At 58.9% G+C, this 7,427-nt stretch carries 5 protein-coding genes; 2 read left to right on the top strand and 3 right to left on the bottom strand.

The window, feature by feature from the left end:
• The 3 genes from ACIRQ9_RS34685 to ACIRQ9_RS34675 form a co-directional block, all read right to left on the bottom strand.
• Nucleotides 1-238: transposase (locus tag ACIRQ9_RS34685; protein ID WP_404182772.1), on the bottom strand; the 238-nt coding region annotated here is incomplete at its 3' end.
• Between the two features lie 520 nt (nt 239-758).
• On the bottom strand, nt 759-1,160 hold the full coding sequence (locus ACIRQ9_RS34680; protein WP_404182769.1) for a hypothetical protein: 402 nt from the start codon (nt 1,158-1,160) through the stop codon (nt 759-761).
• Between the two features lie 525 nt (nt 1,161-1,685).
• The gene (locus ACIRQ9_RS34675; RefSeq protein WP_404182766.1) at nt 1,686-2,063 is read right to left on the bottom strand and encodes a hypothetical protein; all 378 of its coding nucleotides are present in this window, start codon (nt 2,061-2,063) and stop codon (nt 1,686-1,688) included.
• A 45-nt stretch (nt 2,064-2,108) separates the two neighbouring features.
• On the opposite strand from ACIRQ9_RS34675, the gene ACIRQ9_RS34670 reads away from it, so the two are divergent.
• A complete protein-coding gene (locus ACIRQ9_RS34670; RefSeq protein WP_404182763.1) occupies nt 2,109-2,837 on the top strand; it encodes a 5-formyltetrahydrofolate cyclo-ligase in 729 nt (242 codons plus the stop codon).
• A 134-nt stretch (nt 2,838-2,971) separates the two neighbouring features.
• The gene (locus tag ACIRQ9_RS34665) at nt 2,972-7,426 is read left to right on the top strand and encodes a hypothetical protein (RefSeq protein ID WP_404182760.1); all 4,455 of its coding nucleotides are present in this window, start codon (nt 2,972-2,974) and stop codon (nt 7,424-7,426) included.
• The last annotated feature ends 1 nt before the right edge of the window (nt 7,427 follow it).

The raw sequence follows: 7,427 nt of genomic DNA, 5'->3' as shown, positions 1-7,427 counted from the left end.
CACGGATCCTCTTGCGGGCGGCGGCCAGCTCCGCCTGAACCGCGTCGCCGACGGCCTGCGAGGCGGCCGACGGTGCGGGGTGGGCGCCGGCTCGGTGCCCATCAGCGGCCCGGATCCAATTCCTCAGCGTCTCGGTGTTCACCCCGAGATCACCGGCGACCGACTTGATCGTCGCTCCCGGCCTCGACCGGCACAACGCGACCGCGTCCGCCTTGAACTCGGCGGGGTAATGCTTCATCCCCACAGGGGACTCCGTTCTCCTGGACCATCAAGATCCAAGTTTCTCCGGTGTCCAAGATCCGGGGTCAAGGCCCCGCGCCCACTCTGCGGCCGCTTCGCTCGGATGATCGACCAGTCCGGGGTCGATACGACAGGCCAGCCGGGACAGGCCGAACTCGATCTGGGCTGCGTCTCCGGCTGAGATTTCCAAACGGGGTTGTAGCGACCCCGATATTTGGATGCCGTCTGAGCGGCCAACGACGATTTTCCCACGCCGCCACATCCGGTGATCACGGCGACGGAACCGGGTGGTCCATCGAAAATCGCCTTCAAGTGCTGCTGCTCGCTGATCCGCCCCCTGAACACTGGGCTTTCGCCGCTGTGCAAACCGAACACATCGAGGAGGGCAGGCACCGCCTCGGTCGGCTTCGGTGCGCCCGCTGCAAGGGTGATCTGAGTGATGGAGGCATTGTCGCCGGTGGATACGATCCCAGTGTTTTTCCCGACGAAGACGGACCGCTCGAAGCCCTGGTCCATACCTACCTCTGGATGGTCGCGTTGTCGCCCGTGGAGATGATTCCGTCGTTGCGCGTGACGGCGACGGAACGCGCCCCCATGGCCTGAGCGGTCACACGTGATCCGGCTAGGAGCGACTCGAGCTCGGATGCCAAGTCGACGTCTTCCTTGAGGGCACTTTTGATTTGTGCGCGCAGTGCGCCGCGGAAGTCCTCGTCGTCGAGGGCACTTGCCAGCTCCTGAACAGCAACATCGATGCGGGGGCGAGCGTCCTCGTTCCTCCTCAGCCGCGCCAGCAGCCGTTGCCCCGGGCGTACGGTCTCCACAGCTGCGATGTCTTCGGCCCGCACCAAGACGTTCGCTCCGTAGGCGGCCACGGCCGCCGTCAGGCTCGGCATCATGGCATCGACGAGCGACGGTTCCACGCAATCCTCCTGGAGGCTGATCGTGTGCGTAAGGATCCTCCACTGTATCGAACAGCCTTAAGCCGCAAGGTTGTTGATTTCAAAGACGGCGGTGAGACGGCCATATGCAGGCTGAATTTTGATGCCCACCAGCCCGCACAGGCGCAGCGCCGGCGTGGTGCCCCTGGCCACGATGTGAGTGAGTCAGCGGAGGGTGGGAACGGGCGTCTCTCCAGTCCCGTGCGCAGCACAATCACCTGACCACGCTGCCCGACAACATCGGACGACCTGCGCTAACTCGGCCTCCGAGGCAACATGGTCGAAAGGTGGCCGCCATAGGTACGCGATCCGTACACCGAGGCATACGCGACACTGCGCAAGAGCTTCGTCGCCCTCTACGGCGAGAAGGATTTCGCCAAAGGCGCGACGCTCGCGGGACAGGCGGCCGAGGTCGCACAGTACGCCAGCCCCCTCACCGGGTCGAGCCTGCTGCACGTCGCCGAGGGATGTTCCATGTCGGGGAACGTGAAGTAGTGCGAGGAAGCGCTAGAAAAGGCCGAGGCACAGTTCGACCGGGGCAACGCGGACGATGTCGCCGCTGAGTATTACACGATCAACGAGTTCAACCGGCTTGCTGGTCCGTGCTACCTGTTCCTCGGTCTGCCGGCGCGGTCCGAGCCTGTCCTGCGCACGACGGTCGGAGCACTGGGCGCGAAGCAGAAGAGCCAGGCCATCGCGCTCGGGAACCGCACCCGGTCGTTGATCCGCCAGCGCAAGCTCGACGAGGCGTCCGCGACCATGCATCGGACGATCGACACCGTAGAGCTGACACGCGGTGGTGGCGGTCTTAACCTGGCATTCGCCGCTGGTCGAGAACTCCGCGAGTGGCGGCACGAGCCGGGGGTGCAGGATGTCAACGACCACCTGCTGGCTCTCATTGCGGCGATCTGACAGGATCGGTAGGGGCGCGTGAGCAACATCGACCAGGCCAAGGAAGCCGTCCGAGACCAGGTGTGGCGCCTGCTCGAACGCGAGGGCGCTGTGCCGGAAAGCTCGTACGGCAAGATCCCCGGGTTCTACGGTGCAGTGGCGACCGCCGACCGCCTGGCCGAGTTGGACGTTTGGAAACGCGCTCGAATGATCAAGGCGAACCCTGACTGGGCCCAACTGCCCGTCCGCGTCCGTGCGCTCCAGGACGGCAAGCTCCTCTATATGGCCGTGCCGAGGATGGCGAGCCCCCAGCCGTTCTACCTGCTGGATCCCGAGACGCTTGAACTACCCGTCGAGCACGCCGCGGAGAAGAGGGGCGCCGCGCAGGCGGCTCGCCGGGTCGGCGTTGAAGACATGCGGCCCATCGACGTCGTGATCTGCGGCAGCGTCGCCGTCAACCGTTCCGGGGCACGCATCGGCAAGGGCGCGGGGTACTCCGACCTGGAGGTAGCGCTCCTGATCGAGGCGGGCCTCGTGACGGACGAGACGGTCATCGTCGCTCCTGTCCACCAGCTCCAGGTGGTCGACGAGGAGATCCCCGAGACCGAGCACGACTTCAGCGTCGATCTCATCATCACGCCTGACGAGGTGATTCAGTGCCCCAGGCGTCGCCGGCTCCGCGGGCTCGTCTTGAACGACCTCACGGCGGAGAGGATCGAGGCTATCCCGGTGCTGACGGAGCTTGCTGCAACCGAACGGCCCGACTGAGCTACTACCTAGCGTGGCGATTAAGTCACTATAAGTGGCAGAATGGTGGAAAGGAAGGTGGCGACCGAGACGAGGGTTCCTTGGTCGCAGATGATCGATCTTGAACAAGACTTGCAACAGAAATGGAGGGTCTCATGAGTCCTCGGCCGGGAGGTGAGGCGGACAAATTTGGTAACCGCTACGAAGGCGCTTGGACGATTCGGCACATTCTCTACGTGCTTCTTGGTGCAGGCAATTCTCTAACGGTCGAGGGCGTCGGTGATCTGAGTAAGGGCGTCGAGTTCACTTATCTCCATGGCGATACGGTGCAGGTTCATCAGCTAAAGCGACAGAACGGCAGTGCTAACACCTGGACGGTCAAGTCTCTTCAAAGCAAAGGGATTTGGGAGAATGTTCGCTCGCACGTAGAAGATGGACGTCAGTTCCACTTTGTCTCCCTGTTGCCCGCCAACTCCCTCCAAGAACTTGCCGATCGCGCAAGACGTTCGGAGAGTCAAGAGGACTTCATTAAGCATTGGCTAACAGAGGGGCTTAGGGACACCTTCGATGATCTTTCCTCTCCCGACATCTTTGGATCTGCGGAGAAAGTCTGGGAGATCTTGCGGGGCTTCTGGATCTCTTGGCCGGATGAGCAAGACATTGTAAATATGAACGGAGCACTGGCGGAGCTACTCTTGGAAGGTGCGGCCGGAAGTCTCGCGGCAGTTGGCTTGGGAGACTTGGTCCAGAACGCTCTCGGCGTCACACTTGATGCCCCGGCAATTGAGTCTCGCTTGGGTACCTATGGTCTGAGTCGGGCTCGGCTGCTTAACACGAGTGGGATTGCCGAACAGGTTGGCTCGGTTTGTAAGGGATGGGCTTCGAGTATTGAGCGAGAGCTCCTTCAGCCCACTATCGATCGTCCTGAGACCGCCCAGCTAGTAGAGCTGGTCAATGGGTCGAATCACCTCCTTCTGTTGATGGGCCATGGCGGCGGCGGAAAGAGTGCCACACTTCATCAGGTCTACGAATCCCTTGATGCGGATTCGGTGCCGCTTCTAGCTTTCCGGCTTGACCGCCTCGAGCCCTTCTCTTCTACGACTGAGCTGGGGGAAAGGATTGGCGTCGGTGTTTCGCCTGTCACCGCGCTTGCTGCGGTTGCTGGAGAGCGCCCTAGTGTCCTGATCGTGGACCAGTTGGACGCGGTGAGTCTGACTTCAGGAGGAATGCCAAGGAACTTTGACGCCGTTGCGAGTTTGGTGCGCGAAGCGTCAGCGTTTCCTGCAATGACTGTAATTCTTGCTTGCCGGAAATTTGATGTAGATAACGATTATCGGATCCGCGAGCTCGTCGATGCCAAGAATTGTGCGCACGTTGAAGTTGGGGAAATTTCAGACGAGCAAGTCGCAGAGTCGGTTCGTGCAATGGGGCTGGATGCGAACGCCCTAACTGACCATCAAAAGAAGCTCCTGCGCTCTCCGCTGAATCTTGTACTGCTGAAGAGCATCGCCGGCAACGAAGACGCCATGGCGTTTCAAACCACGAAGAATCTCTTTGATGCCTTCTGGCAGCGCAAGCTCACCGACTGCCGCCAGAGGCGTGACACGGTTCGCTTTAACAAGGTTATCTCGACCGTTGCTGAGGCTATCAGTGCGAGACAGAGACTCTCTGTCCCGATTACTGCTCTTGACGTCGATGATCTGGCTGATGACGCTGCCGTTCTTGTCTCGGAACATGTCCTGGTTCGTGATGGTCAGCAAATTGCGTTCTTCCATGAGGCGTTCTTCGACTACGCCTTTGCTCGCGGTTGGATCGAGCGCGGTGAGTCACTTGTAACGTTCTTGTCGGGAGGAGAACAAGAACTCTTCCGACGGGCACAAGTTCGGCAAATCATGAACCATCTCCGAGAACTTGAGCCAGATCGCTTTGCCGTCGAGACGGAGGCTCTACTAACAAGTTCTGATATTCGGTTTCACATCAAGGATGTCGCTCTCAAAATTATTGGATCCTTGTCGAAACCATCGGCCCGTGAATGGGAAATGGTGGCAAGCGTGCAGGATACGGGTCCAGCTTTTGAGGAACGTTTGTGGCGCTCGCTCCAAGCCGCAGGGTGGTTTGAGCGTCTTGATGCTGAAGGGGTAATCGAAGAGTGGCTTGATGGGGCCGACCAAGATTATCAAGGTCGAGCCATTGACATCATGGTAGGCGCCGCGAAATCTGATCCAGATCGCCTAGCAGCGATCCTTGGGGCACGCAAAGCTGCGCCAGAGTATCCGCAGTGGCTTCTTTGGGTAACCCGAATCTGTGACCTCTACCGTAGTCGCTCGCTATTTGAGCTAGTTCTCGATTCAGTGAGGAGCGGTCAATATTCGACTAGGACGGATGAGCTGTGGCTAGCAGCTCACGACCTCGGTAAGCATGAGCCAGAATGGGCGGTTGAATTGCTGGCCGCTCACCTTGTCGATCGGCCTGACGCAATGGTCGTAGACGACAAGGGAAAGGTTGAGGCCCTCCTTGATCGAGATTACTCCGTAATCCAACTAGTACAGCTCGCGGCAGCTGGAGCGCCTGAACTGTTCTGCGAGCTTCTTATCCCGTACACTTTGCAAGTGATGGCCGTTACGGCCTACGCCGAGGATGATGATAATCGCCCTCGTAGGGATCGGCACTTCTCACATAGGCACCCACGGACTAACGTTCATGAGCTTGAAGACGCACTTCTAGCAGGGGCTGCTACGGCGCTTCGTGGATTGGTTGACAAGGACGCTGATTCGGCTCGTCCTGTTCTCGAAAGCCTCGCGTCTGATCCTCATGACACTGCGCAGTGGCTCCTCTACGAAGCATTGCGGGCGGCGGGCAGAAATTGCGCGGAGTGGGTGGCTGAACTTCTGCTTCAAGGGACTCACCGATTCATCAGTGGATACTATGCGGCAAATGCTGTGTGGAAAACGCGGGAACTGATCCAGAACGCGAGTCAGTTCATGTCTGATGAGACCTTTGCCAGGCTTGAAGCTGCGATTCTCGAAGTTCGTTTTCCCTGGGAGTCCAAGCCGACGGGCTGGTACCCTTTCAACTTGCTTTCGGCGATGCAGGAAGATCGGCTATCTGAGCAGGGGCGCCGTCGACTCGGCGAACTGCGCAGGAAGTTTGACACAGATCAACCAGCAGAGCCGCAGGGCATAATGGGTGGAGCTATCGGCGCCCCCATCAATCAGGCTGCCGCTGAGCACATGAACGATGAACAGTGGTTGGGCGCAATAGCAAAACATAATTCAGAAAGGACCGACTGGCGGACACACACCGGTGGCGCTTACGAGCAGTCACATATCCTACAGGAGCAAACAAAGAGCGATCCTGAGAGGTTCTCCCGGCTAGCTCTTCGATTTGATGAAAGCGTGCACCCTGCTTACGGTGATGCAATCCTTATGGGACTAGGTAATGCCGAAGTCCTTGCTGACCCTGCATCGGTGTTTGAAGCTGTCCGACACATTGCTTCCCTCGGGAACGAGGAAAACAATCGGTGGCTGGGATCTGCCATTCGAAAGTATCTCAAGACAGTTCCTCAAGATATTGTTCAGCTTATTGTTGACCGCGCGATCAGTGCTGCTGATCCGGTTGACGGCAGCTTGACTGTCCGAACTGAAAATCAAGAGCACACTCAGGGACGGGACCTGTACACGTCGGGGATTAATTCTTCACGCGGAAGTGCGGCAGAGATTTTGGGTGACCTCCTCATCTATGATGCGGGTGGTTCTCGAACGGCACTCGTTCTTCCTGTGCTCGACACAATGGCCGGGGATCCTGCCATCACCGTGCGTTCTTGCGTTGCACATGTGATCCACGCTTCAATGCGGCACGCTCGTCCTGAAGCGTTGCAGGCTTTCGGTCAGTTGATCAACGCAGGCGACGAACTTCTTGCCACCCATGCTGTAGTGCGGCTTATGGCTCACATTGGTTTTGAAGACCCTGACGTAGTAAGACCGGTGATTGAGCGTATGCTTCAATCAGAAACCTACGAGACGCGACAGTGCGGTGGGCAATTGGCTGCCCTGGCTGCGATGCAGTGGAGTTTGGCGGAGCTGTTGGATTCGGTACTTTCAGGCGAAGACGTAGCCAGCCGCATTGGAGCTGCCGGGGCCTGTGCCCACGGACTGTCCAGTGCGACCGATACCTCTGTCGCTCAGGGAGCCTTCGAGCAACTTATTCATGATCCTGAAGAGGAGGTTCGCAAGACAATTGCCGAGTTTGCATCGGTTGTGCGCGGTAAGCGCCTACGTCCCCTGAAGGCCTCTTTTAAAGCACTTATTGAGTCTGCCTCCTTCGAGGAGGCTCTACCGCAACTGCTAATCACTCTTGAGCACGCCCCAGACCGCGTTGATGACTTGGCTTTGCAGTGCGCGCGCCGGTTCATCCAGCTCCAAGGGAGCGCTTCCGGAAACATCCAAAATCGTGCAGCACATGATGCGCGGCATGTTGGTGAGTTGCTTGTTCGGGCGTATGCACAGTCCACGTCCGGGGAAAGCCGTGGACAGGTACTTGACCTGCTGGATCAGCTGCTACTTGTCGGCGCCTTTGGCGTGGGGGACTTGGTAGAAAAGTCCGAACGGTAGT

Source organism: Streptomyces sp. NPDC101237 (genome assembly GCF_044767465.1).
Taxonomy (GTDB): Bacteria; Actinomycetota; Actinomycetes; order Streptomycetales; family Streptomycetaceae; genus Streptomyces; species Streptomyces gramineus.
This window is presented reverse-complemented; position numbering and strand designations above follow the sequence as displayed.

Coding starts and splice junctions, on each gene's coding strand:
- ACIRQ9_RS34665 (WP_404182760.1), top strand. CDS start 2,972: ATGAGTCCTCGGCCGGGAGGTGAGGCGGACAAATTTGGTAACCGCTAC.